This is a genomic window from Snodgrassella sp. M0110 (assembly GCF_016101465.1).
Classification (GTDB): Bacteria; Pseudomonadota; Gammaproteobacteria; order Burkholderiales; family Neisseriaceae; genus Snodgrassella; species Snodgrassella alvi.
The window spans coordinates 17,572-41,902 of record NZ_JACFQM010000003.1; the positions used below are offsets into that span (position 1 = coordinate 17,572).

19 protein-coding genes are annotated in these 24,331 nt (G+C 40.5%); 5 read left to right on the forward strand and 14 right to left on the reverse strand.

Annotated elements, in window-relative coordinates:
- The first annotated feature begins 175 nt into the window (after positions 1 to 175).
- The 3 genes from grxB to H3T84_RS05040 all read left to right on the forward strand — a co-directional run bounded on the left by grxB (position 176) and on the right by H3T84_RS05040 (position 3,610).
- Positions 176 to 823, forward strand: coding sequence for a glutaredoxin 2 (grxB, locus tag H3T84_RS05030; protein ID WP_025330362.1), 648 nt, complete (start codon positions 176 to 178; stop codon positions 821 to 823).
- 262 nt (positions 824 to 1,085) lie between these two features.
- Positions 1,086 to 2,798: a thiamine pyrophosphate-dependent enzyme gene (locus tag H3T84_RS05035; RefSeq protein WP_198218425.1), complete on the forward strand. Its 1,713-nt coding sequence runs from the start codon at positions 1,086 to 1,088 to the stop codon at positions 2,796 to 2,798.
- Positions 2,799 to 2,935: 137 nt separating this feature from the next.
- Complete coding sequence (locus tag H3T84_RS05040) at positions 2,936 to 3,610, forward strand: LexA family transcriptional regulator (RefSeq protein WP_198218426.1); 675 nt, start codon at positions 2,936 to 2,938, stop codon at positions 3,608 to 3,610.
- Positions 3,611 to 4,123: 513 nt separating this feature from the next.
- On the opposite strand, the gene H3T84_RS05045 is transcribed toward H3T84_RS05040, so the two are convergent.
- The 6 genes from H3T84_RS05045 to H3T84_RS05070 all read right to left on the reverse strand — a co-directional run bounded on the left by H3T84_RS05045 (position 4,124) and on the right by H3T84_RS05070 (position 11,747).
- Positions 4,124 to 6,124: a transglutaminaseTgpA domain-containing protein gene (locus tag H3T84_RS05045; protein WP_198218427.1), complete on the reverse strand. Its 2,001-nt coding sequence runs from the start codon at positions 6,122 to 6,124 to the stop codon at positions 4,124 to 4,126.
- Positions 6,118 to 7,053, reverse strand: a complete 936-nt coding sequence (locus H3T84_RS05050) for a DUF58 domain-containing protein (protein ID WP_198218428.1) — start codon at positions 7,051 to 7,053, stop codon at positions 6,118 to 6,120. Before H3T84_RS05050 ends, H3T84_RS05045 begins: the two co-directional genes overlap by 7 nt.
- Entirely contained in the window at positions 7,037 to 7,948 is a 912-nt protein-coding gene (locus H3T84_RS05055) for a MoxR family ATPase (RefSeq protein ID WP_174833102.1), read from the reverse strand. Before H3T84_RS05055 ends, H3T84_RS05050 begins: the two co-directional genes overlap by 17 nt.
- A gap of 196 nt (positions 7,949 to 8,144) precedes the next feature.
- Positions 8,145 to 8,651, reverse strand: a complete 507-nt coding sequence (gene greB, locus H3T84_RS05060; RefSeq protein ID WP_174833101.1) for a transcription elongation factor GreB — start codon at positions 8,649 to 8,651, stop codon at positions 8,145 to 8,147.
- Between the two features lie 76 nt (positions 8,652 to 8,727).
- Positions 8,728 to 10,998: an NADP-dependent malic enzyme gene (locus H3T84_RS05065; protein ID WP_174833100.1), complete on the reverse strand. Its 2,271-nt coding sequence runs from the start codon at positions 10,996 to 10,998 to the stop codon at positions 8,728 to 8,730.
- A 368-nt stretch (positions 10,999 to 11,366) separates the two neighbouring features.
- Positions 11,367 to 11,747, reverse strand: a complete 381-nt coding sequence (locus tag H3T84_RS05070) for a hypothetical protein (RefSeq protein ID WP_198218429.1) — start codon at positions 11,745 to 11,747, stop codon at positions 11,367 to 11,369.
- Positions 11,748 to 12,035: 288 nt separating this feature from the next.
- On the opposite strand from H3T84_RS05070, the gene H3T84_RS05075 reads away from it, so the two are divergent.
- On the forward strand, positions 12,036 to 12,893 hold the full coding sequence (locus H3T84_RS05075) for a LysR family transcriptional regulator (RefSeq protein WP_198218430.1): 858 nt from the start codon (positions 12,036 to 12,038) through the stop codon (positions 12,891 to 12,893).
- A 31-nt stretch (positions 12,894 to 12,924) separates the two neighbouring features.
- Complete coding sequence (locus tag H3T84_RS05080) at positions 12,925 to 14,193, forward strand: glycerate kinase (protein WP_198218431.1); 1,269 nt, start codon at positions 12,925 to 12,927, stop codon at positions 14,191 to 14,193.
- A 147-nt stretch (positions 14,194 to 14,340) separates the two neighbouring features.
- On the opposite strand, the gene H3T84_RS05085 is transcribed toward H3T84_RS05080, so the two are convergent.
- The 8 genes from H3T84_RS05085 to ung form a co-directional block, all read right to left on the reverse strand.
- Positions 14,341 to 15,183, reverse strand: coding sequence for an HNH endonuclease (locus tag H3T84_RS05085; RefSeq protein ID WP_198218432.1), 843 nt, complete (start codon positions 15,181 to 15,183; stop codon positions 14,341 to 14,343).
- Positions 15,184 to 15,983: 800 nt separating this feature from the next.
- A complete protein-coding gene (locus tag H3T84_RS05090; protein WP_084550501.1) occupies positions 15,984 to 16,649 on the reverse strand; it encodes an HAD family phosphatase in 666 nt (221 codons plus the stop codon).
- A complete protein-coding gene (gene hda / locus H3T84_RS05095; protein ID WP_037392794.1) occupies positions 16,646 to 17,314 on the reverse strand; it encodes a DnaA regulatory inactivator Hda in 669 nt (222 codons plus the stop codon). Before hda ends, H3T84_RS05090 begins: the two co-directional genes overlap by 4 nt.
- 141 nt (positions 17,315 to 17,455) lie before the next feature.
- Positions 17,456 to 20,173 carry a bifunctional [glutamate--ammonia ligase]-adenylyl-L-tyrosine phosphorylase/[glutamate--ammonia-ligase] adenylyltransferase gene (glnE, locus tag H3T84_RS05100; RefSeq protein WP_232346117.1) on the reverse strand — a complete coding sequence of 906 codons (2,718 nt, stop codon included), beginning with the start codon at positions 20,171 to 20,173 and terminating at the stop codon, positions 17,456 to 17,458.
- 195 nt (positions 20,174 to 20,368) lie between these two features.
- Entirely contained in the window at positions 20,369 to 20,833 is a 465-nt protein-coding gene (locus H3T84_RS05105) for a peptidylprolyl isomerase (protein WP_198218433.1), read from the reverse strand.
- Positions 20,834 to 20,961: 128 nt separating this feature from the next.
- Positions 20,962 to 21,444, reverse strand: a complete 483-nt coding sequence (locus H3T84_RS05110; protein ID WP_198218434.1) for a peptidylprolyl isomerase — start codon at positions 21,442 to 21,444, stop codon at positions 20,962 to 20,964.
- Positions 21,445 to 21,531: 87 nt separating this feature from the next.
- Positions 21,532 to 23,529, reverse strand: a complete 1,998-nt coding sequence (gene rep, locus H3T84_RS05115) for a DNA helicase Rep (RefSeq protein WP_198218435.1) — start codon at positions 23,527 to 23,529, stop codon at positions 21,532 to 21,534.
- A 72-nt stretch (positions 23,530 to 23,601) separates the two neighbouring features.
- Positions 23,602 to 24,261 (reverse strand): uracil-DNA glycosylase, encoded by a 660-nt coding sequence (ung, locus tag H3T84_RS05120; protein WP_198218436.1) that lies wholly within the window; start codon positions 24,259 to 24,261, stop codon positions 23,602 to 23,604.
- Positions 24,262 to 24,331 lie beyond the last annotated feature (70 nt).

The window sequence follows — 24,331 nt, forward strand, 5'->3', positions numbered from 1 at the left end:
TAATATTTGTAATACACAATCTACAATAACAGATTATTTTAATCAGTATTATTGTTACCTGACAGTATTTATCGCTTATTTAACAATACGAAACTATCAGTATAAATATTAAAACATGATATTTTTTGTATATTGTACATTTAATCAACACACTAAATCCGAAAAGGAAATCTGAATGCAACTTTATATTTATGACCATTGTCCCTACTGTGTACGAGCCAGAATGATATTCGGTAAAAAAATAGTACCGGTAGAAAATATCTATCTGCTGAATGATGACGAAGACACTCCGAATAAATTAATCGGAAAAAAAATGGTACCGATTCTGGTAAAAGATGATGGTACTGCCATGGGAGAAAGTCTAGATATCGTTCACTACATTGACCAGCTTTCTGGTACTACTCTTATAAACAATACAGTACGGCCTGAAATTGAGGGCTGGATAAAAATTGTTGATACTTACCGTAATTTCCTGACTTTACCGCGCTGCATCAGTATTAACCTGCCTGAGTTTGCGACTCAGAATGCCATCAACTATTTCATCAACAAAAAAACAGCTATTTTTGGTGATTTTCAGCACCATTTACAAAACAGTCAAACCTATATTAACCGGTTCAATGCCGATCTGATTGCACTATCGCCGCTAATTGTGAATGATCATGGTAGTAATGGTACTTTCGGAATGGAAGATATTCTTTTATTTCCTTTATTGCGCAATATGACTATGGTCAAAGGAATAGAATGGACTGCGCCGGTGCTGGATTATATGCACAGCATTAGCCGGATTACTCGCATTCCATTGTTTGATGACCGCGCAATCTGATTATTAAGCAGTTTTTTGGCAGCCGGCAAAACATAAAGGCTGCCATTTTTATAAAAATTTATTCGAAAATATCGATTTTAAATGCTTTTCAACAATAATCTTGTTTTGTTGGTTACACAATATTACAATAAAAACAATATTGATAAAGAATTAATATAAATATTTTATTTATTTATAACATATAGTTATATAAATAAATAGTAAGAAAATATTTACTTTATTATTTTTGAAATAAATAATCAATTTTAAGAGGAAATACAGCATGTCTAAAACGAAAACTGTATCAGAAATATTGGTTGATGTTCTTACTGAAGCAGGTGTCAGCAACTGTTACGGCATTATCGGTGATACCCTGAACTTTGTTGGCAAAGCGATAGAAAAAAGTAGCATTAATTGGGTGCATACACGTCACGAAGAAGCAGCTGCCTTTGCTGCCGGCGCTGAAGCTCTGATTACAAACAAACTTACTGCATGTGCTGGTTCCTGTGGTCCTGGCAGCTTGCATCTGATTAACGGCTTATACGAATCCAACCGCAATAATGCACCAGTAATCGTTATTGCCAGTCAGCTGGCTGCCACTTCTATGGGCACCGGATTCCCGCAGGAAGTGGATTTCCTCAAGGTCTATCAGGATACAAGCGTTTTCTGCCAGATGGTAAACCAGCCGGAAGAAGCTCAGCGTATATTCACTCAGGCCGCACAGGCTGCCATTAATAAACGCGGTGTAGCCGTTGTAATCCTGCCCAGCGACATCAGTAAAATTGAAGTAGCTGAAAAACCAATAAAAATATGGTGCCCGCAGCCAGTTACCCGTCCGAATGATAACGAAATAGAAGAACTGGTTAAAGCGATTAATCAGGGAAATAAAATCACCATTTACGCTGGTTTTGGCGCTAAAGATGCACATGATGAAGTAATTGCACTGGCAGAAAAACTAAAGGCACCAGTTGTACACACTTCCCGTGCTAAAGACAGCATTGCCTGGGATAATCCTTATCAGGTGGGCATGACCGGGATGTTTGGTACTAAGGCTGGTTATGATGCCATCAAAAACTGCGATACCTTGTTATTACTCGGTTGCAGCTTTGCATGGTCTGAATATTATCCGGAAAAGGCCAATATCATCCAGATTGATCATGAAGCTACTCAGTTAGGCTTGCGTCATCCGATTAATCTGGGGCTGGTTGGTGATGTTAAAACCACTCTGCAAACAATTTTGCCGAAAATACAGACTCGTAACGACAGCAGTTTTCTGGAGCACCATACCGCTTTATTTGCCAAAATTATGGATAAATTTGAAACGTATGCCACTCCGGATGACAAACATCCAATTCACCCGCAGCAACTAATAGAATTGATAGATAAGTATGCCAGTGATGATGCATTGATTACCGCAGATGTAGGAACTCCAATGCTGTGGGGAGCCCGTTATTTAACCATGAATGGCAAACGACGCTTCCTGACCAGTCTTAAACACGGCACCATGTCAAACGGTATGCCTCAGGCTTATGGTTTCCAGAAAGCCTTTCCGGGCAGACAAGTCATTTCTTTATCCGGAGATGGCGGTTTAGCCATGCTGATGGGTGATTTGCTTACTGCCAAACAGGAAAATCTGCCGATTAAAATAGTTGTTTTCAACAACAGTTCCCTGAACTTCGTAGAGCAGGAACAAAAAGGCGAAGGTTTGGTAGAAGTCTATGTTGACCTGAAAAACGGTGACTTCAAAACCATTGCAGAAGGCTGTGGTTTCAGTGCTCAAAGCGTAAGCAAATCTTCTGAGCTGGAGGCTGCTGTAAAAACATTCCTTGCACACGAAGGTCCGGCATTACTGGATGTTGTAATCAGTGATAAAGAACTGATAATGCCGCCGGCAATCAGCTATGAAAATGTGAAAAACATGGTTTGGTATGGTTCTAAAGCTATCCTCGAAGGTAAAGGCAAAGAAGTTATCGATATGATCAAAAATAACATCTAAACCTTTTAACAGGCCCGCTGACAGATTGATACAGCGGGCACTTTTTTACACATTAATCAAAAATAATTATTTAAATTAATAAGTTAATTGTATTCTTGAATCTTTTATTATTTGAAATAAAAAATAAGTCAAAATTTATGCACACTATTCATAGCCGTATTAAACAAGCTAGAACTAATAAAGGTTTAACCCAAGCTGAATTAGCAGAGAAGTTAAATATATCAATTACAGCTATCCAACTATGGGAAAATAAAGATGAAACTAAAGCCACAGCTCCAAAAAGAAAACGGTTAGAGGAAGTAGCAAAAATTTTAGGAGTAACGGTTACATGGCTATATACAGGGGAAAATTTTATACAAACAGATGAAAATCCAAAACCAACTGAAAACCCCAGTCCTAGTGAGGGATATAAAAAAGTTATGATATACACTATTGATTTATCAAAAAATCATGAAAATATCAAATGGATTTTATCAGAATTTGAAGAACCCCTACTCATTAATAATAATTGGTTCAAATCAAAAAATTTAATCCCTGATGATTTGCGTGCCATGCGTGTAAAAGGTAACAGCATGGCTCCTAATTTGGAAAATAACGATATTGTTATGATAAACACTAATGATGTTGAACCTGTTGATGGTGAAACATATGCTATTATTTACAATAAATATTTTTTTATAAGACAAATCCGTCAAACTGTTGACGGTATAAATCTCATAAGCTCAAATGGTGATTATGAAACTATTAAAATTTCTTATAATCATCTAGATAACTTTATAATTTTAGGAAAAAAAGTCTGGCGCTGTGGCTAATTAATATTCTTTATTTCTTTTTTCTTCTGACATTTTGAAAATAGACATCAAAATTTTTTATACATTTAACACAAAATATTTTTCTAATTCATAAAGATAGCCAATTAATATGAAATAAAATTTTAGTGATACAAAATACAATTATCCGGCGGCGTCAACAATCTTAAAGCAACACCAAAATTAAAAAATATTATATTTTTAACAACACTCTATTTTAATTTTATGTTTTTTTTAAAATTAAATAATTATACATTAAAATTAATTATTTATTTTATTCTAAAGGATTTAAAATATTGTTATTTTTTAATTTAAATAAAAATTATTTATTAGAGGTAATTCGGAAATCAGGTTTTACAGGATAATTCTGAAAATTTCTTACTCTAAAAATAATATGGTATTTTAATATAATAATAAACTACCCGACTTCTGATACATTGATAGCCGGGTAATTTTTGTTTCAATATTTAATATCTGTTTGAAAATTTTTTAATCAAAACAGATTAATAACAAAATCTACAGGTTACGTACTGCCTGTTTCATTTTACGCAGCCATTTGCGCTGGCTCCTTTTGTCCGGCATCCCTGTTGCCCCATATTGCCAGTCTATATACTGATTCAGTAATGCAATTAAATCATCATTAAGTAAATTATGCTTTGCGAGAATATCCTCTAACTCAAGTGGTCCGATAGCGGATATTTCTGATTCTCCGCCTTCTATAACAGCCTGTTTAAGCAAATTAATTCCATCAGTTAATGGCTGTGACTGCGCATTACCCTGACGACATAACCAGAAAACCAGCGGGAGTGCTGTAATGATAATTGCAATTACAATAACTATTATCAGTACATACACAGGTATATCTTTTAAATTCAGCCAGCTAAGTATTGACTTCTGACTGCCGGTATCATAATTAACCACCCATTGCTGCCAGTAAAACTGACCATTATCCAGATATTTCTGCAATAACGGATAAACTGGAGCCAAACCGGCACTCTGTGCAGCCGGTAAAGCACTTTCCACCCCTTTGTCTACACGCACTGAAGAAACGGCGCTGGTCGGGTCTACCCGCTTCCATAGTCCTTTTTCTGCAATCCAGATTTCAGTCCATGCATGTGCATCCTTACTGCGAATTTGCCAGAACTTATTGTCAGGGTGATATTCTCCTCCCTGATAACCAATTACGATTCGTGCCGGTACACCAATTGAACGAGCCAGCCATACCATAGCATCTGCATAGTCTTCACAAAAACCTTCACGCCCCTCGAATAAAAAATAGTCTGTTTTATTTTGTGTCTCCTGATTGCGTTTCGGTGTTAAAGTATATTGAAAATGAGAGCTTTTAAAATAAGTTAGTATATGACGAATAAACTCTTCACTGCTTTTGGATTTTCCAGCCAGCTGTTGTGCCAGTCTGCGGGTTTCAGGATTAAGCCTTGCCGGTAACTGGGTATAATAATTCAGCAAAGCCTGGTCCATTTGCTGACGCAGGTATGGAGTCATCTGAGAATATAAATGTATCCGGCGCAGACCTTCGCGACTGCTGTTGACTCTGACAACATTACCCACACGCCGGCTTAAATCAGCCTGAACATCAGGTAAGGGCTGATCCAGCGCCGGTATACGACCATGATCATCCTGAATAAACAGCTGATACCCTACCATTTTGCTATTAGCTTGTTGTGCCAGCAAAGCTCTGCCGGGTAGTTGTAAAGTATCTTCATCAGTATATTGCTCTTTTACCGCATGCCATATCCCGTTTTCATTTTTACCCATTACCATCACACGCCAATACATATCAGCATTGCGTGGAATAACATCATTATCAAAGATAACATTGAAAGCCAGTTCATTACTCAGAATCAGATTGCTGACATTTCCTGATTCAAGAGTATCCGACAATCCTGTAACTGCTGATTGCTGCGGCTGCGGCACACCCCATAATGGCGTATCTTTGCGTGGCACCACCATAAATAAAATAACGGCCAGTGGAAAAGACAAAATTAAAATCAAAGCACCCTGCCGTATTGCCGTCACCGGTTTGATACCCGCCAGTAACCCCAGAGATGAAATCAGACAGAACAACGCCACAACCAGCCAGGGTGCCATTAATATACTTTGATTAAACAGCAGCCCTCCACCCATCAGGATTAACTGTGCTAACAATAATATTTGCCAGTCGCGTAAGGTTTCACCCTCAAATGCTTTGAGTACTATCATCAACATTAGCAGGGAAACGCTGGCATCCCGGCCAATAATTGTTCCAACACGAAAATATACCCATACAGAAGTAGCAAGCAGCAATATTACCAGTGCCCATAATGGTAATTTTTTAATACTGGTAAACAGCAGAGCAATGCGCCCCATCCACAACAATGCGAATGCAGCGCCAACACTTAGTGGCAAATCAAATAATAAGGGTAAAGCCACCCACGCCAGCATAATCAATAAAATAAACTGAGTGCGTACAGGAGGAGATTTACGTAAAAAAACCGGATCAGCAAGCCACATTACCATCTACCTAAAGCATTCAGACATTTTATCCGTTGACCAGTCGTTGCTTCATAGCGCTGCCGTGGTAATTCAAGCACATATTTCTCCCCGCTTGCATCTGCTGCCAGTACCCGATAGCACATCATACTGGCCATTTTTTCCACGCTGGTCCCTGGAGGATAATCCCGATAGGAAATCAGTAATGGCTGTACCCGTTTTCCTCCCTGTTCAAAATATTTATCAAGTAAATTACCTGTCTTAGCATAGTGCTTCCATGCAATCTGCCGCAATGAAGTTGTATTCTGATGTGGTAGCAAATAAGCCGGATCCTGACCGCTCAGACTGATTAAAGTTCCAGGTTCATCATCACTGGTGCGTGCAATCGGACTGGTATGTTCTACAGGTTCTGGAAAAATAATAACCTCATCAGTAAATTCCCATTGAGTTTTAATCATTAATAACCCAAACGGTGCCATACTTGCTCCGGCCAATAATAACCGTGGCAGGATACCGCGTTTCTGGGGCGGTAATGCCCAGAGAAAATCTGTATTTTCAGGTGTAATTGTCCATAATTCCCAGTCACTGGCTGTGCCGGTTATTTCCTGTGCTGTTTGAAGCCATAACCAGCGTGTACGTTTACACCTGTCACAGGCTCGCAAAGTCAGTACGCATTCTTTACCGGCATAATATTCTGGTTGTGGTTCAATCGTTAATACTATCCCGGTTAACTGACGAATACCGGCAAGTGCTCCGAACAATAATATGCCTAATAACCAGAATACTAGTGCATAAGCTACATTCACCTGATAATTAACGGCCATAATCCATAACAGGATACAGGCAATAATCATGCCCCAGCCCATACGCGTCAGATTGACACGTACACTACGTGCCCGTAAAGGTGTATGCCCATCAATAAGTGTAGGAACGGGTGCCTCAGACAACAGCCACATGATCCAGCATTCCTGAAAGTAAAGTACTACTTCTGTTCTGGCTTTGCAGTGGTTGCAGCCGGTGTGCTGCCACAGCCACCCATACTGCTTTCACATCTTCAGGAACGACATGTGCCCGCCCCTGAATCCATGCATAGGCCTTGGCGGCCTGTACTACAGCCAATCCGGCGCGAGGACTCAGTCCGACTGCAAATGTACCCGGATTCCGCGTAGCAGCAACCAGCCGATAAATATAATCTGCAGCGGCTGCTGATAAATTAATTTTGGATACTTCTGCTTGCCATTGCTGTAATATTTCCGCATTGCATACAGCTTTAAGGCGTGGCACAAACTGGCGACGCCCGCCTGAGATGTAGAGCTGTTTTTCTTCTTTTTCTGCCGGATAGCCGATACTCAGGCACATCATGAACCGATCCAGCTGAGATTCTGGTAAGGGGTATGTACCCAGCTGCTCAGTCGGATTTTGAGTAGCAACTACAAGAAATGGTTTCGGCAGCACATAGGTTTTACCATCTACAGAAACCTGCCCTTCTTCCATGGCTTCAAGCAAAGCCGATTGCAGTTTGGGAGAAGCACGGTTGATTTCATCTGCCAGTAAAAAAGAATTAAAAACCGGACCAGGATGAAAAATAAATTCGTTGGATTTTGGCTGAAAAATACTAACACCAAGTAAGTCAGCAGGTAACATATCATTAGTGAATTGTACGCGCTGGTAATTTAATCCCATTACAGCAGCCAGTGCTTGTGCCAGAGTAGTCTTACCAACACCGGGCACATCTTCAAGCAGGATATGACCGCGAGCCAGTACACAGGTAACAATTTGTATTAATAATTCTTGTTTACCTAAAATAAGAGCATTGAGTTGTTTGAAAACAGGATCAAGTTTTGGGTTCATGTTTTAACACAGTTATAAAGAATTCGGCATTGATATTAAGTTTGTCATTATGAAAGTACTTATAGATAATCAGTTCAGCACAATTCATATGAAATTTATTTTACAAATAAATTATTATGGCAATATTTCAGTATAAACATTGCAAAAATTAACTTTTACCCAGAATATTAACATTATTATTAGAAAGATGTGAATATTAATCAATACGAATATATTCCACTGTCAATACTTCGATATTTTCCACTCCTTCAGGACCATGCAGACGTACTTCATCACCCTCATGAGCTTTCAATAAAGCACGTGCAAGCGGTGATACCCAGGAAATTTTATTTCTACTGGTATCAATCTCATCTGTACCAACAATATGTACAGTCTGCTCCTGACCATTGCCGCGCAAAATAGTTACAGTAGCACTAAAAAAAATCTGATCACTGGGTTCACGTGTCTCCGGATCTATAACTTGCGCGGCTTCCAGTCTTTTAGTCAGAAACCGAATACGCCGGTCAATTTCACGCAATCTGCGTTTTCCATATAAATAATCACCATTTTCACTTCGGTCACCATTACCGGCAGCCCAGTTCACAACATTAACAATTTCGGGGCGTTCTTTATGAACCAGATGGTAAAGCTCATCCTGTAAAGCCTGATATCCTGCAGGAGTAATATAGTTAGGTGCAGTTTGGGGTGCTGACACATTACTCATAAACTGTCTCCATAATTGACACAAAAAGGCTGTCTGAAAACACAGACAGCCTGCAGACTCTTCCAAAATTCAGCGATTATTTACGCTGAGCATCTACAGCAGCCAAAGCCACCATATTTACTATACGGCGTACAGAAGCCATAGGAGTTACAATATGTACAGATTCATTCATACCCATTAGGATCGGGCCAATCGTTACGCCATGAGATGAAGTACGTAATAGATTGTAACTGATATTCGCTGCTTCAACATTCGGCATTACCAATAAGTTTGCAGCACCTTTGAGTTTGCAGTCCGGCATCAGTTTCTGACGCAGTTTTTCATCCAGTGCCAGATCACCCTGCATTTCACCATCAACGTTTAGCTCCGGAGCGGCCTCTTTAATTAAAGCAAGTGCTTCCTGCATTTTGGTGCTGCTTGGCTGATCAAGTGAACCGAAGTTTGAATTGGACAACAAAGCCACTTTTGGTTCTATACCAAAACGTTTCATTTCATCAACACACATCAGTGTATTAGCAGCAATCTGCTTTGCAGTCGGTTCCGGATTAACATAGGTATCAGCAATAAACATATTACCTGAGGTCATAATCAGTGCGTTCATAGCACAGGCATTCTGTTCAGGATTGTTATAGCCAATTACTTCTTCCAGAATATTGAAATGATCATGGAAACGACCTACCGTGCCACACAGTAATGCATCAGCACTGCCCATTCGTACCAGCATTGCACCAATCAGAGTAGAACTGCTAATCATCCGGCGCCGTGCCATTTCCTCGGTGACACCGTGACGTTTACGCAGCTCGTAATAAGCCTGCCAGTATTCACGGTAGCGAGGATCATCCTGATTATTAACAATCTCAAAATCCTTGCCTGGCTGTATAGTCAGACCCAGTTTTTTCGAACGTGCTTCAATTACTGCCGGCCGGCCAATTAGAATCGGGAAGGCCAGCTTGTGGTTGACAATGTGCTGAGTGGCATGCAGAACACGCTCATCCTCACCTTCACATAATACCACACGTTTCAGTTCTTTTTTCGCCTGAGAGAATACCGGTTTCATAAACAGACTGGATTTATAGACAAACTGACTAAGTTTCTCTACATAAGCATCCATATCATCAATCGGACGGGTTGCGACACCGGAATCCATAGCGGCTTTGGCTACAGCAGGCGCCACTACAGCAATCAAACGAGGGTCAAATGGCTTCGGAATCAGATATTCACGTCCGAAAGAAAGCTCTGTATTGCCATAAGCAGCAGAGACTTCATCACTCAGCTCAGCTTTGGCCAGTTCTGCAATAGCATGCACACAGGCCAGCTTCATCTGTTCATTAATGGTAGTTGCACCAACATCCAGCGCACCACGGAAAATAAACGGGAAGCATAAAACATTATTTACCTGATTCGGAAAATCAGAACGGCCGGTACCAATTACCGCATCCGGTCGTGCAGCCTTAGCTTCAGGTGGCCAGATTTCCGGAGTCGGGTTGGCCATGGCCAGAATAATCGGATCTTTAGCCATTGTTTTGAGCATATCCACGCTCAATACATTCGGACCAGATAATCCAAGGAAAATATCTTTATCATGAACAGCATCAGCAAGTTTCCGCTGACCGTTATCCGGGATAGCAAAAAGTTTTTTTGATTCCACCATGTTTTCTTCACGATTCTGGTAAATCACACCTTTTGAATCGCACACAGTGATATTTTCACGCTTCATACCCAGCGCAACCAACAGTTCCAGACAGGCAATTGCTGCTGCACCGGCACCGGAACATACCAGCTTGACCTGACCGATATCTTTACCAACAACTTCAAGAGCATTTTTAATTGCAGCAGCAGTAATAATAGCTGTACCATGCTGATCATCATGGAATACCGGAATATTGCAGCGTTCACGCAGTTTTTTCTCAATATAAAAACATTCCGGTGCTTTAATATCTTCAAGGTTAATACCGCCGAATGTCGGCTCCAGTGAAGCAATAATATCTACCAGTTTGTCCGGATCAGTTTCATTAATTTCGATATCGAATACATCAATACCACCGAATTTTTTAAACAGAACCCCCTTACCTTCCATTACCGGCTTTCCGGCCAGTGCTCCGATATTACCTAAACCAAGTACCGCTGTACCGTTGGAAATAACAGCAACCAGATTACCGCGTGCAGTATATCTGTATGCATTCAGGGGATCACGGTGAATTTCCATACACGGTGCAGCCACACCCGGCGAATAAGCCAGTGACAAATCATATTGAGTAGCCAATGGTTTTGTCGGTGTAATCTGAATTTTACCCGGTCGGGGTTCTTCGTGAAAATGTAATGCTGCTTCTTTAATTAATTCATCCATATCTTTTCTCAGTCTTAGGTTTTCAACACCAATAAGCTTTTCTTAAAAGAGCACGCTAAATAAAGTCACTTTTATCTGAGCAATTTATTCAATATTACCAAGATAAAAATTATTCACATTATAGCGTTATTTAACAAAATCACACACCGCTTTATTACCAGTATAATCAACCACTGTACATTGTAAATATCATATTTAATCTATCATTCATAATGAATATTTTCTAGAACTTTAAAAGCCTGTTTATGCTTATGCATTAAAAATATTAATGAAAAAATTTATTGAATATTTTTTAATTGAAATGATATTAAATTCAATTAAAGTAAATACTTTTACTACAATAATCAATTTTAATTAATGCAGACTTATTATCCATCCTCGCTTAAATTTATATTCAATATTAAGTAATCTAATTTTGCGCTTAACATACATAACCCAATGTATATAATTAGAATTTTATCAGGTATATAAAACAAGCTTTCAACTGAAAACGCCATTCTAGTGATAATCTGCCAATATTTAAACCGATTCTCTGCCGTAAAATGACCACCTCCGGCAACAAACAAATACAGAAAAATAAACCAGTATAATACTGCCTGCTCACCCTGATTTAGTATAGGTGTCAGTAAGGTATCAATGTTGTTTGGATGAACATGAAAAACAAACAAGCGGCAACCATCTGTCTGCCCAAAATAAAAACCGCAGTTTGCACAAATAAACCAATCTTCAGCAGAATATTTCCTAATCATTTCAGCATATCAGCAACATCTGTTACCGAAAATAATACTATTGATTCATTTCCGTCAGTCATAGAAAATAACCACAGTCAGAATTTTGCCGAGCATACTGTATAAAAAATGCTGTTACCAGACACAATAATCTCAAAGCAAATTCAGTATCAATAGTATGAATTTTATTTATCTTAATCATATTAATTTATAAAATTTATTCATAAAAACATAAAAATAGTGTATTGAATTTACTAAAAAGAAACGATATCATTTTTATTCAATAATTATTTCCTTTAAAGAAACAAAATGGACACATTACAAAGCATGTGGGTTTTCCGTTACGTAGTAGAGTTAGGCAGCTTTACTAAAGCAGCTGAATTTATGGATATTTCTACAGCGATGGCCAGTAAACACCTGCATCATCTGGAAAAAAACATTCAGGCTAAACTACTCAACCGTACCAGCCGCCGCATCAGCCTTACCGAAGCCGGACAGGAATACTATCATCGCTGCGTAGAAGCACTGGATACACTTACCGAAGCCAAACGTGTTGCACAGGCTGGTACGGTCAAACCGCAGGGCTTACTTAAAATTACTGCTCCAAACTGGTGTGCTTCACGCCATTTTGGTGAAATTCTGTCTGAATACCGACAGCAATTTCCAGAAGTAAGTTTATCCGTTAATCTGGATAGCCGGCGTACCGATCTGGTTGCAGAAGGTATTGATCTTGCTTTACGTGTCACCAATAACCCTGAACCCAATCTCATCGTTAAACCGATTACCCGCATTGATTTTTTATGGGTAGCCAGCCCGAAATATCTGCAAAAATACGGCATGCCACATACTGTAGCAGACCTGAAACGGCATTATGGTCTGTTACCGCAATACGTTCATCTTGATTTACCGCTTATTCCTGCCTGTACCAGTAACAGTGCTCTGCTGATACACCAGATGGCGCTTAATCATATGGGGCTGGCATACTTACCTGAATGGATGGTGAGAGAAGATATACAACACAAACGTTTAGAAACCATCGAACACATTGCTTGTCCGGAAAGCCATACACTGTATGCAGCCTATATGAATCGTGAATTTCTCAGTGCTAAAGTGCGTAGCTTTATTGATTTTCTGGCAGAAAAATTTGAAACTGCTAAAAACCGCTGAAACTCAAATAAAAATCTAAGGGGATAACTGTATGCTCAGCCACGATAATGCCATCAACTTTTTACAGCAATTATTTTGCTATACGATCGAAGAAGCCAGTCCGGTGAATAAAATGAGTAAATGGATACCACAGAAAAATCCATGCGGACGGGTAATAGTTGTCGGTGCAGGCAAGGCTGCTGCTGCCATGGCGGCTGAATGGGAAAGAATATGGCCGCAAGACTATCCGCCACTATCCGGTGTCGTTGTTACCCGTTACGGACACAGCATTCCTACAAAGCACATCAAAGTACTGGAAGCCAGTCATCCTCTACCGGACTCTGCCGGACAGACTGCTGCTCAGGCCTTACTTAATGCTGTTAGCGGATTAAATCCGCAGGATCAGGTTTATTATCTCGTTTCAGGTGGCGCTTCCGCTCTGACCACACTGCCGGTTAGCAGTATCACACTGGCTGATAAGCAATATATTAACCGCCAGTTACTTAGTAATGGTGTTCCCATAGACGCCATGAATACACTGCGGAAACATCTTTCTCGCATCAAAGGCGGTCGACTGGCTGCCGCAGCAGCACCAGCACATATCACCACTCTGGCTATTTCAGATGTAGTTGGTGATGATATCAGTACCATAGGCTCCGGCGCAGGTGTGCCCGATCCTACCACGCTGGCTGATATTAAACGTATTGTAAATCAATACCAAATCGACCTTCCCGCAAGTGTTATCGCCTATTTAAACAAAGCAGAGGCTGAAACACCTAAAAATCTTCCGAACAGCAGTGCTCACATTATTATTAGCCCTGATCAGGTATTTACTGCTGTGCAAAACCGGGCAATCCATCAGGGAATTGAAGTACTGTATCTAGGAGACCGTATAGGTGGCGAGGCACGTGAAGTGGCTCAGGTAATGGCCGGAATCGCTCTGTTTCAGCAAAACCGGCATCAGCGCAATAAACCTTTGCTGATTCTCAGTGGTGGAGAAACCACTGTTACCTTAAACCGGCAACAAGGACGCGGCGGTCGTAATACTGAATTTTTACTGGCACTGGCTATTGCTCTGAATGGAGCAAACAATATTTATGCACTGGCTGCCGATACAGATGGTATTGATGGCAGCGAAGATAATGCCGGAGCATGGATAACACCTGATACATTACTCCGTGCCGAACAAGCCGGAATATCAACACACGACATGCTGAATAATCATAATGCATATGATTTTTTTAGTACAACCGGACAATTACTGATAACAAAGCCGACATTAACCAATATCAATGACTTTCGCGCGATTCTTGTATTGTAAGAATAATGCCGTCGGTAATGCTGGCGGGTATTCATAATACCGGCCGGCGACAGAATTTTTATTAATATGAAAGATTTATTTATCTGTTTATCGTAAATACCAAATTGAATAAACATATCTAACTATGAAAATAAATGATTCTCTAAATCAGCTTTTATGATCCAATTCTTGCATACGTTGATAAGCAATATTAATTAATCTTTTGATATCGTTCTCATCTTGTACTATGTGCATTTTTCGATGGCAATTTGGGCAAAGTGCAACTATATTATCTAATGTATCCGCACCATTCTGTGATAACCATATTATATGATGACATTCTAAATAAGGTTGATGTTCTTTATTAGTAAAAGGAGCAGGTTGTTCACACAAATCACAATGACCTTTAGCCTGACGCTTTACATACTCTGCTAACTCCATACTGCGTCGATAACGTGGCACTTTAACCGTCATTTTACTGGTTTTAGTTTGTTTAGCTCCATCATTTTGCTGTCGAATTTTAACTAACAGCTTTTTATCAGATAAGTTTTTTATTGAAGATAATTTCTCATTCTCATAATGATTTATAACTTCATTAGGAAGTCCCCCTGCCTTTAAACGAAGAGGGAAAATATAAACTTGCCGCCATTGTTTTTCTACATCTAATTGCTGTGCTGTATAGGGCTCACTGGCTTTAAGCATTTCACCTATATAAGTGTACTCATTTGTTTTGAAAACCTCAAAATAATGCACTTTTACACCATTGTTTTCAATATTAGCTAAGGTTTTATTTTGTGCAGATTCTAAAGACTGATCTCCCAATTGCCCCATACCTGTATAGTATAAAATATCATCTTTCCATATATCGTTATATATAGAATTTATATGATTAGTGATGAGCACCAATGTATTCGTTCTGTTTGATTTGCGCATCCCCCCTTGAGGTGAGCAAAGAAACAATTCACATAATTTCTCATTACTTAAAATAGTACCTTGAGCTAAAGTAACCATAATTTTTATTTAAATAATACTTACTATAAAATAATTTTATTAGATTTACGTTTAACTAAATTAACACACTTTTTTAATTAATTTCAGTAAAAATTTATGCAGAAACTATATATATATTTATATATCGTAAATAAATAAGCTTATTTGTAAAAATAAGCTTATTTATTCTTTGTATGTTTTTATATATAAAAATTTTAATGTATTCGTAATGTAACTTTACAAATTCAGCACCATTTGAATATTGACTTCTTAAAAACACTTGTATGTTCAGTTTTTTTAAAACCAGCTTACTGATAGAGTTGTATGTAGGCTTCAAGCTAGTATAGCTCGAATAGAGCTTTTTTCTCCCTGCTCTCTGACTTTGATTATGACAACCTCTATAAACTTTGCACCAATATGCTTACTTTGAAATTCTGATGTTACGACCAGTTTAGCCAATTCAAAATTATACCGATCCATTATTCCAATTGACCAAGGCGCATACCACTGGTTTTTCCTCATTCAACACCACTGATAATCCTTACTATCTTTGCTAAGCTAAGATTTCAAAAACTCTCTCGTTTAGTGGATAAGGTGATTGATGAATTCTGGCTGATAAAAATGAAGGTAAATAAATCATTCATATTACATAGTTCAATCACTCATCCACAAAATTTTATTTTTCTTCCTCTGTAATTTTTGGAACCACTTTTACTGCCAAGTTATTATATTCAACACTACCATTTATTTCAGGAAATATAATTTCTAATCCAGAAATTTTGAATAAATTTTCCGCTGTTTGCCAAAGTTATGATACATCATTACATAAAATTCAGTATCGGCCAGCCATGGCGATGGGCATACTGCACCAGTTTCTCATCAGGATTAACGGCAACCGGATCAGTTACCAAATTGAGCAAAGGCAAATCATTATGCGAATCACTGTAAAAATACACTTTACTAAAATCTTCCAGCTGCTGTCCGCGCTGTGCTAGCCACTGCTGCAAGCGGGTAACTTTGCCTTCTTTAAAACTGGGCGTACCTGTATAGTGTCCGGTATAGTTACCGTCTGCATCTGTTTCTAACTGCACGCCGATAATATTCTGAATACCAAACGCTTTTGCAATGGGTGCGATAATAAATTCATTAGTAGCAGACAAAAGCAGCATTTCATCACCGGCATCGCGGTGTCCTTGAACCAGCATTTTAGCCATAGTAGAAATATGCGGCACGATAAAATCACGCATATACTCATTATGCATTTCATCCAGCTCCGCGCGGCTAAAGCGCGCCAGTGGTGCAAGCTGGAATTTCAGAAACTCATCAATATCCAGACAGCCATTCAGGTAATCCTGGTAGAATTTGTCATTTTTCATGTCAACAAACGACTTATCTACCAGTCCCTTTTGCATCAGATACTTCGGCCATTCATTATCTGAATCACAGTTAATCAGTGTGTGGTCAAGGTCAAAAATAGCCAGATTCATGCATTTTCCTGTTGTTTAAGTAACTGGCGCAATAATGTAAGAGTGATGCGTCGACCCTGCGCCAGTGAATAATCATTCAGGGTATTGAGCATCAGCAGCAAGCTATCCAGATCTCTGCGCCAGTGAGCCAGCAAATAGCGGATTACTTCTGCATCAACCGGTATTTGCCGTGCATGAGCCATGCCTACCAGAGCGTTGAATTTTTCATCATCACTTAATGGTTTGATTTCGTAGACAAGACAATAGGCCATGCGTGTACGTAAATCTTCACGGATCATTAGCTGCTGAGGAGGAATTGCTGAACTTAAAAGCAGATTACCGTGCCGGCTGTTGCGAAAATGATTGAAAAGAGAAAATAGTTGCTGCTGTTCAGTTGCACTGAGTAATTCAATCTGGTCTACGGCAACACAGTCCAGATCGAACAGCCAGTGTCCCAGACCTTCTCTGGCTGCATCAACATATTCAGCTTTCAGCCCGCGTGACTGTGCTTGAGCCACCCATGCTTTGAGCAAGTGGCTTTTACCACTGCCTGCTTCCCCCCAGACAAAGATAAATGGGTCAGCCTGATGCTGTAACACATAAATCAGTTCCGCATTGGTATGGCCAAGAAATTTATCAAATCCGGGATAGCTACGATCGTCAAAGTCAAATATCAGTTGGTTCACTACAGTAGACCAGTTTGAAAGCTAGTGCGACCTTTGATTGTAGCTGTCTGCTTAGTTCATATCAAGCAGCATAACGATGGAATTTAACTGATGAATAAGGATTTTATATTTAGCAGAAGTGAAAACCGACAGATAAAATATTTACTCCGACGGTTCGGCAGCAAATACCTGTTTCCATAGTTTCTTCACTATCTGATAATATTCAAGTAAGGAAGCATCTATGGGCGTAGTGACTGCGTCACGAAGACGGGTGTTATGCTGTAGCTGTCGATAATAACGATACGCAGTACGGCTGCCTTCCGCCAGTTTACTGTCAATCAGCCCCAGCTTAGCAGCAATACTGAGTAAAGCAATATTGCCATAATTTTGTAATAATTGCGGATACTGATGTGCAAAAGAAAGAATCAGATACTGCACAATGAATTCCACATCAACGACACCGCCGCGGGCATATTTCACGTTACTATCAACTGGAGGATGTGTAGGGAACATTTTTTCGCGCATGGCAATAATTTCTTTCCGAAGCTGTTCTGCATCACGCTGACGACACAGTATCTCATTCCGTATAGCATCAAAGCGTCTGCCAACTACACTGTCTCCGGCAATAAAGCGGGCACGTGTTAAAGCCTGATGTTCCCATGTCCATGCACTTTCACGTTCATAGCGCTCATAAGCCTGTATATGTGTGACGGTAAAACCGGAATCTCCGTTCGGACGCAGACGTAAATCAATATCATAGAGCATGCCGGCGCCAGTCGGAACAGTGAGCCAGCTGGTCAAGCGGCGTGCCAGACGAGTATAAGTATCGACAGCATCCGGATGATTATCATCAAATACATAAACCAAATCCAGATCAGAAGTATAGCCCAGCTCTTTGCCGCCTAATTTGCCATAACCAATCACGGCAAAATGTGCAGTATTAGTATGCCTGCGTGGTAATTCAGTCCATACTCTTGTAAGTGCAGCTTGAATAATCAAGTCTGCTAAAGCGGAAAGCTGGTCGGATAAGGACTCAACTGTCCACAAGCCAGCCAGATCCTGCACGGCCAGACGGAAAGTCCATGCATGCTGAAACCGGCGTAAAACATCCATCTGGGCTTCAACATCACCGTGACACTCATCAAGCTGATGCTCCAGTTCAATCGAGTGAGCTGCCCAATCAGTATCTATACGCATTAATTCATTGCTGAGCAGCTCATCCAGCAATACCGGATGCTGCTGCAGATAAGTAGCTACCCAGCTGCTCTGGCTCATTAAACCAGCCAGCTTTTCCAGAGCCTCAGGATGCTCATGCATAAATGCCAGATAAGAGCTGCGCCGGCCGATAGCCTCAAGAAAATCCAGTAAACGGGCTAAAGTAACATCCGCTTGCGGACATTTTGCGGCAATACTAAGCACTGACGGTATGATTTCGTCAAAACGCTGTTGTGCAGTGGACGATAACTGCCGGTACTGACTGCCATGATGCAATTGCTGCAGCCGCTGCAATACATTTTTTGCATCAAACCCGTGCGCAGTCAGCAAAGCGATTTTTTCTTTGTTGTCACTTTCATCCTGCCATACACGCAGCATATCCGGATCATTTACTTTGGCTTTATCTTCCGGTTCAGTAAATATTGCTTCAAAAATCTGGTGCACAGCCTGTCTGTGCAGATTCAGGGCAGCCAGATAATCTTTGTAGTCGCTGTATCCCATACTTTGTGCCAGCATTTGCTGCTGCTTTTCACCAGTTGGTAACATCTGGGTTTGCTGGTCATCCCAGTATTGCAGCCGGTGTTCGGTATCTCGCAAAAAATAATAGGCTTTCAGTAATGTATCGACACTATCCTCCGATAGCATACCGTGCTGAAGCAAAGCATGCAGCGTTTCCTGTGTACCTTTTAATTGCAGGCTGCGTACCTGTCCGCCCCGTATTAACTGGAATATCTGGGCAACAAATTCCACCTCGCGGATACCACCTGCACCAAGTTTGATATTATCGGCCATACCTTTACGGGTAACTTCACGCTGTATCTGCCGATGCAGGTTGCGCATGCCGTCATAAGCATTAAAATCCAGATATTTGCGATACACAAAAGGTCGTACCAGTGCAGCAATATTATTCGGATAGTCTGTGACCAGACGCGCCTTTGTCCATGCATAACGCTCCCACTCCCGTCCCTGCTGAATCAGATAATGCTCCAGTGCGGTTTCATTGATTACCAGAGCTCCAGAATCACCATCAGGACGCAAACGCATATCAACCCGAAAGACCTGACCATCTCCGGTAATATCATTTAACAGAGCAATGATTTTCTGTCCGACTTTTGTAAAAAATTCCTGATTGCTCTTCTGTCGTTTACCATCAGTATCTCCGGCTTCCGGAAACACAAAAATTAAATCAATATCAGACGATACATTCAGCTCATAGCCACCCATTTTCCCCATACCTACAATACTAAGGCGTTGCTTATCTCCGCTATACTGACCGACTGGCTGTCCGTACAAACCAGCATAGTAGGCATGTGCATACTGCTCAGCAATATTTATAGCGAAATCCGCCAGATGGGTAATGGTTACAGTGACTTCATTTAAATCGCTTATCCGCGCCAAATCACGAGCCATAATATGTGCCATTACATAACGGCGCAGCAGGCGTAACTGGCGTGCCAGTTCATCTTCATTTTCACTGCTCTGTAATTGCGCCCAGTCAGCGAAATTCCGAAAATCATCAATGGTCAGTTGCCGCTCCAGCCAGAGATAAAGTTTGTCTGTATTAAGTAATTGATTATCCAGTAAACGGCTTAGAAACAATGAATACGGACGTGCTGCTGCAAGAATTTGTTCGGGAGTCATAATGGCATTAATAAGAAAATGCATGCATGGTTTATCATACCGTCTGAAACTAATACTGTGAATCAGTAAATCAGAGACAACGAAAGCCAATATGCCATTATAATGTGAAATATTATTAGTAATACTGTATAAGGAAGTTTTCGTTTAAAGCAAAAATTCCCTTTATTTTATATAATTTTAATAACTAATTAATTATTAAGAGTTAACCGCCATTTACTCTTAAACAGAACCTCGTTTCAGTTCTTTAGCAGTAGCCGGACGAATATCTTTTACAGCTGCTTTGAAACGTATATGAAGACCGGCCAAAGGATGATTACCATCTATTACAGCTTTATTATCAGACACATCGGTAACACGATATATACGTACCTCACCAGTTTTCCTGTCTTTAATTTCTAAAAGCAACCCTACATATATGTCATCTTTTTTGCCAGGAAGATTATCCAGCTGATCAACAAAAATAAGGTCTTCATCAACTTCACCAAACGCATCAGCCGGCGCCAGTTTTATATCGACTATATCACCAACAGTTTTATCATATAATTGTTCTTTCACCATAGGCATAATACCACGATAGCCACCTTGCAAATAGCTGTACGGTTTTGGAGATTTTTCGATCAGTTTATTATCAAGATCAAATATTTCCCATTCTATCGTCACTACAGAATTTTTAGTAATTTTCATAACATTTTTCCTAATATTATATTATAAAAATATTATTGTGCTGAATATTACCAGTAAAAATCAAAAAAGGAAGTTTACGCATACAGCAAAACTTCCTTTTGATTTAATTATTGAATAATATCTGCAATTTAATGATGATGGTGATCATGCGCCCCATGAACATGACCATGTTCCAGTTCTTCTTCAGTAGCAGGGCGAATATCTTTTACAGTTGCTTTAAAACGAATACGCTGACCAGCCAATGGGTGATTACCATCAACTACAGCTTTGCCATCAGCCACATCGGTAATACGATAAACCATTACATCTCCGGTTTCCGGATCATCCGCTTCAAACATCATACCCACTTTAACTTCAACCGGGAACACATCCAATGGTTCGATACGAATCAGATCTTCTTCCTGTTCACCAAATGCATCGTCGGGTGCCAGTGTTACATCCACTACATCGCCAATTATTTTATCATGTAACTGCTCTTCCACTAATGGAAAAATACCGTCATAACCACCATGTAAATAACTAATCGGTTCTTCAGTTTTATCGATCAGCTGGTTATCAGCATCAAACATTTCATAATCCAGCGTCACAACAGAATTTTTGGCGATTTTCATAATTTTTTTCCATAATCAAGCTGCACAGGCAGCAAACAATTTGTATTTTAACATGTAATGGTGCAAATCACATGACGTTACAGACAGCTATTGCAGACTATCCAGCCGTGCCATCATTCCGGCAAGAATACTTTTACCTTCCGACTGGCTAACAATGGGTTCACTGCCTTTACGTCCCAGCAAACGAATATCTTCGCCCGGCATTTCATCAATGAAACGGCTGGGTTCATGAAATTCCCAAGAACCAGCACGTTTGCGTTTATGACAATGTGTAAGAGTAAGGGATTGCCGCGCACGGGTGATACCCACATACATCAGCCGGCGTTCCTCATCAATATTGCCTTCTTCGATACTGTCAGCATGCGGAAATACTCCTTCTTCACAGCCTACCAGAAACACATGCGGATACTCCAGACCTTTAGACGCATGCAAAGTAGACATGCTTACCATATCTGCATCTTCATCTTCTTTACCATCAAGCAATGTCATTAGTGCTATAGTCTGGGCTATTTCCAGAATATTTCGGCCATCTTCTTCACCTTTTTTGCCTATCCAGCTGAGCAAATCTTGCACATTGCGCCATTTAATTTCTCCGGCCCGTCCTTCCTCCGTATTGAGCAAATGTGTTTCATAAGCTATATCGGCAAGCAAACTGTGCAACAATTGTCCGGCATCTTCCACAGTAGCACGTGCCTGATAATCAACCAGCAAAGCCATAAACTGCTGTAACGGTTCACGGCTTTTTGCTGACAGCTCTGCCAGTGCATCCATACTGCGTGCAGCTTCAAATAAACTGCATTGCGCCACTTTGGCATAATTATTCAGCTTAGCCAGTGTGGTTTCACCTACTCCTCGCCGTGGTGTCGTTACTGCGCGCAAAAATGCCGGATCATCGTCCGGATTAGCAAGTAAACGAACATAAGCCAGAACATCTTTGATTTCAGCCTTATCAAAAAAACTTTGTCCGCCTGAAAGTCTGTATGGAATTCTCCGGCTGCGCAATGCCTCTTCAAAAACTCTCGCCTGATGATTACCCCGATATAAAATCGCAAAATCCCGGTAATGTACTGCATCACCACCAATCAGTTTTTGATGAGCAATTCTGCTGACGACTACATCAGCTTCATGAGCCTCATTTTTACAGGCAATAACATCAATCATGTCACCCAACCCGTATTCACTCCATAATGTTTTAGCAAAAAGTTTGGGATTATGGGCAATCACCTGATTGGCTACACGCAGAATACGTGCAGTAGAGCGATAATTCTGCTCCAGTTTAATAATTTTTAAATCCGGATAATCTTGTTGCAGCAAACGCAGATTTTCCATATTGGCACCACGCCAGGCATAAATACTCTGATCATCATCACCTACGGCAGTAAACTTACCTTCTGCACCGGTAAGCAGACGCATCAGCGCATACTGACAGGTATTGGTATCCTGACATTCATCTACCAGCAAATAACGCAAACGAAGCTGCCACTTATAGCGAATGTCTGCCTGTGACTGGAGCAGCTCAACCGGTATCCGGATTAAATCATCAAAATCTACTGCCTGATAGCTGGTCAGAGTATCCTGATAAGAGGCATATAACTGCCCCATCTGATGTGTCCATGTATCATCAGCCTGCCGAATAACAGTTTCCGGAGAAAGCAGACTATTTTTCCACAGTGAAATCTGATGCTGGGCTTTAAACACCATTTCCCTGCCGGTACTGCCCAGTAATTCACTGATGATTTTGCCCGCATCGGCACTGTCGAGAATAGAAAATTGTTTTTTATATCCCGCAGCTGCTGCTTCCTCACGTAAAAAACGCATACCCAGCGAATGAAAAGTACATATAGTTAAACCGCGGGTTTGCGATTTACTTAATAAATGACCAACACGCTCCTGCATTTCCCGTGCCGCTTTATTAGTAAAGGTAATTGCAGCTATCTGCTGGGCAGGATAATGTGCTTGTGTAATCAGGTAAGCAATTTTTTCAGTAATAACACGCGTTTTACCACTGCCGGCACCGGCCAGCACCAGTAATGGTCCATCAAGATAGTGAATAGCTTCGTGTTGTTGCGGATTCAGATTTAACATGGTTTTATTGATGCTTCCGGCAAAAACACAACCGTACTGTTTATCAGGCCGGCTTCTGGTCAGCCGGATATCTTACAATTGCCAGTCTATCGGGCTTAATCCGTGCTCCTGCAGATATGCATTAGCCCGTGAAAAATGTCTGCATCCGAAAAAACCACGGTATGCAGATAAAGGAGACGGATGAGGTGCAGTTAATACCAGATGTTTTTTCCGGTCAATCATAGCACCTTTTTTTTGGGCATGGCTGCCCCAAAGCATAAATACAATATGTTCACGTTCAGCATTTAAGACAGCAATCACATGGTCGGTAAAAGTTTCCCAGCCCAGCTCTGCATGTGAATGTGCCTGACCGGCGCGCACGGTTAAAACGGTATTAAGCAACAATACACCTTGCTCTGCCCAGTGCTGCAAATAGCCATGCTGCGGAATACGAAAGCCGGGTATATCCTCAGTCAGTTCTTTATATATATTGACTAGTGAAGGAGGAATGGCTACACCTTGCCGTACAGAAAAAGACAAACCATGCGCCTGCTGCGGACCATGATAAGGATCCTGACCAAGAATAACCACTTTAACCTGAGCAAATTCAGTTGCCTTAAACGCATTGAACACATCTTGTGCCGGCGGATAAATCACCTTACCGGCCAGCCTTTCAGCACGTACTGTTTCCAGAATATGCTGAAAATACGGTTGCTGTTTTTCTGCACCAATTGCCTGATGCCATGTCTGCATTAAAACTTCCCCTGTCTGATAAAAAAGCAATTTATACCTTGCAGTCGGCCTTATACCCGTCAAGCTGCCA

What these genes read in the sequence shown, in the direction of transcription:
- H3T84_RS05055 (WP_174833102.1), bottom strand. Translation starts at nt 7,948, where the DNA reads ATGAACCCAAAACTTGATCCTGTTTTCAAACAACTCAATGCTCTTATT.
- H3T84_RS05050 (WP_198218428.1), bottom strand. Translation starts at nt 7,053, where the DNA reads ATGTGGCTGTTGTCTGAGGCACCCGTTCCTACACTTATTGATGGGCAT.
- H3T84_RS05075 (WP_198218430.1), top strand. Translation starts at nt 12,036, where the DNA reads ATGGACACATTACAAAGCATGTGGGTTTTCCGTTACGTAGTAGAGTTA.
- glnE (WP_232346117.1), bottom strand. Translation starts at nt 20,173, where the DNA reads ATGCATTTTCTTATTAATGCCATTATGACTCCCGAACAAATTCTTGCA.
- H3T84_RS05080 (WP_198218431.1), top strand. Translation starts at nt 12,925, where the DNA reads ATGCTCAGCCACGATAATGCCATCAACTTTTTACAGCAATTATTTTGC.
- H3T84_RS05070 (WP_198218429.1), bottom strand. Translation starts at nt 11,747, where the DNA reads ATGATTAGGAAATATTCTGCTGAAGATTGGTTTATTTGTGCAAACTGC.
- H3T84_RS05085 (WP_198218432.1), bottom strand. Translation starts at nt 15,183, where the DNA reads ATGGTTACTTTAGCTCAAGGTACTATTTTAAGTAATGAGAAATTATGT.
- H3T84_RS05110 (WP_198218434.1), bottom strand. Translation starts at nt 21,444, where the DNA reads ATGAAAATCGCCAAAAATTCTGTTGTGACGCTGGATTATGAAATGTTT.
- H3T84_RS05090 (WP_084550501.1), bottom strand. Translation starts at nt 16,649, where the DNA reads ATGAATCTGGCTATTTTTGACCTTGACCACACACTGATTAACTGTGAT.
- H3T84_RS05065 (WP_174833100.1), bottom strand. Translation starts at nt 10,998, where the DNA reads ATGGATGAATTAATTAAAGAAGCAGCATTACATTTTCACGAAGAACCC.
- greB (WP_174833101.1), bottom strand. Translation starts at nt 8,651, where the DNA reads ATGAGTAATGTGTCAGCACCCCAAACTGCACCTAACTATATTACTCCT.
- H3T84_RS05035 (WP_198218425.1), top strand. Translation starts at nt 1,086, where the DNA reads ATGTCTAAAACGAAAACTGTATCAGAAATATTGGTTGATGTTCTTACT.
- H3T84_RS05105 (WP_198218433.1), bottom strand. Translation starts at nt 20,833, where the DNA reads ATGAAAATTACTAAAAATTCTGTAGTGACGATAGAATGGGAAATATTT.
- grxB (WP_025330362.1), top strand. Translation starts at nt 176, where the DNA reads ATGCAACTTTATATTTATGACCATTGTCCCTACTGTGTACGAGCCAGA.
- rep (WP_198218435.1), bottom strand. Translation starts at nt 23,529, where the DNA reads ATGTTAAATCTGAATCCGCAACAACACGAAGCTATTCACTATCTTGAT.
- H3T84_RS05045 (WP_198218427.1), bottom strand. Translation starts at nt 6,124, where the DNA reads ATGGTAATGTGGCTTGCTGATCCGGTTTTTTTACGTAAATCTCCTCCT.
- H3T84_RS05040 (WP_198218426.1), top strand. Translation starts at nt 2,936, where the DNA reads ATGCACACTATTCATAGCCGTATTAAACAAGCTAGAACTAATAAAGGT.
- ung (WP_198218436.1), bottom strand. Translation starts at nt 24,261, where the DNA reads ATGCAGACATGGCATCAGGCAATTGGTGCAGAAAAACAGCAACCGTAT.